Genomic DNA, 1,887 nt, shown 5'->3' on the forward strand with positions numbered 1-1,887 from the left:
TCCTCGACGGCGGAAGCGACGGTCGCCGAGATTTCGCTGATGTTCTGAATCGTGCCGGTAATCGCCTGGATGGAGCTGACGGCCTGATCGGTGGCGTCCTGCACGGCGCGGATCTGCGCGGCAATGTCCTCGGTCGCCTTGGAGGTCTGGTTGGCCAGCGACTTCACCTCGTTGGCGACCACCGCGAAGCCCTTTCCGGCCTCGCCCGCGCGGGCGGCCTCGATGGTGGCGTTCAGCGCCAGCAGGTTGGTCTGGCTGGCGATGTCGGTGATCAGGCTGACCACCTCGCCGATGCGCTGGGCGGCGGTGGCGAGGCTGAGGACCTGTTCGTTGACCTCGGCGGCCTGGGAGACGGCGCCTTGGGAGATATCGGCCGAGCGGGAGACCTGCTGGCTGATCTCGGCAATCGTCGAAGACAGTTCCTCGGCGGCCGAGGCGACGGTCTGCACATTGGCGGCCGCCTGCTCCGAGGCGGCGGCGACGGCGGTGGCCTGTTGGCTGGCGCGGTCGGCGACGCCCGACATGGATTGCGCGGTGGCATGCAGTTCGGTCGAGGCCGAGGAGACGCTGCCGACCACGGCCTTCATGCGGCTTTCGAACTCCTTGGCCAGGGCTTCCATGGCTTGGCGCTTCTCCGCCTCGGCCCGCTGCTTCATCTGCTCCTGTTCCTGCTTCAGGCGCTCGGTTTCAAGCAGGGCGTCCTTGAAGATGACCACGGCGCGGGCCATGTCGCCCACTTCATCCTTCTGATCCGCCGCCGGGACGGTCTGCTGCAGGTTGCCTGCGGCCAGGGCGGTCATGGCATCGGTCAGGCCTTGCAGCGGCTTGGCGACATAGCGGCGGATCACCACGAAGACGACAAGGCTGCCACTAAGAAGAGAAATGACGCCGACCGTCTGCATTGCCGCCATGATGGTGCCGTGAAAGTCCGCAAGTTCTGCCGTGACCTCATTGACTTTCTGATTATTTCTCTCCGAGACTCTTGCGAGTTCATCGTTGAATTTCTGCCGGACTGCACGGTTCTCAGCATTGTCCCCAAGCAACCGCGCGGCTTGCGGGCCTTCTTCACGTCCCACTCGGATGAGTTCAGAACGGAACCTGACATAGGTTTCCGCCTGTTCGCGAATGCTGGCGATCATGTGGCGCTCATTCGCTGGGACGATGGCTTCCCATTCAGAGATCAACTTCTGCATGGCTTGCATGTCGGCCAGCATGGGCTTGACGAAAGTCTCGGTGGAAGCGGCATCGGATGCGAGATAGATGCCCCGGGAGTTCATGGCGATATTGATCGCCAGCCCATTCATGCGCTCGCTATAAAGGGACCGGGCAGAGGCATTCTGCATTTCAGAGACTTTCTCTGAATAGGTGGTCATCCCCCAATAGCCAAAGCCGCCAACGATGATGATGGCGGCTGCAAGGATGGACATGGCCAGATAAAGCTTGGCAGAAATCCGTATGGTCAACTTAACGCCCTCCTGGAAGCGCAAGCTTTCGCTGCCATTCCGTCTCGTGGGTTGAAATCCACGCAGAAAGTATAACTAAGGGATAGGTTTCTGCGTTCGTATACACGCAAAATGTTATATACGCTCCGTTATAGGAGTAAAGAAAATAACAAAACTGTCTATAATGTTATAATTATATCGATAATTATTTTGTTTTTTAGGCTAAAAAGTACATTTCCCCTCTGCTGTTAATGTCGTTGCACGGTTTTGATCTCCACCAAGCGGTGGAGAGGAGAGAGGATGGATAAGACGCCAGGGTGCAGACAATGAAAAAGCCCCCGTGCCTTGCGGCACGGGGGCTTTCTGGTGTTCCGCTCTTTGTCAGGCGGCCCGGATATGGGCGATGAAGCGGTTGACTTCGCTCAGCAGCAATTCCGATTGCTTG

The 1,887-nt window shown here is 58.6% G+C and carries 1 protein-coding gene; it reads right to left on the reverse strand.

Features of this window, described 5'->3' with window-relative positions; all coding sequences use genetic code 11:
- The coding region (locus tag EPD66_RS23755; protein ID WP_142851039.1) for a methyl-accepting chemotaxis protein at nt 1-1,463 on the reverse strand (1,463 nt) is incomplete at its 3' end.
- Nucleotides 1,464-1,887 lie beyond the last annotated feature (424 nt).

The organism is Telmatospirillum sp. J64-1 (genome assembly GCF_006980715.1).
GTDB lineage: Bacteria > Pseudomonadota > Alphaproteobacteria > Rhodospirillales > Magnetospirillaceae > Oleiliquidispirillum > Oleiliquidispirillum nitrogeniifigens.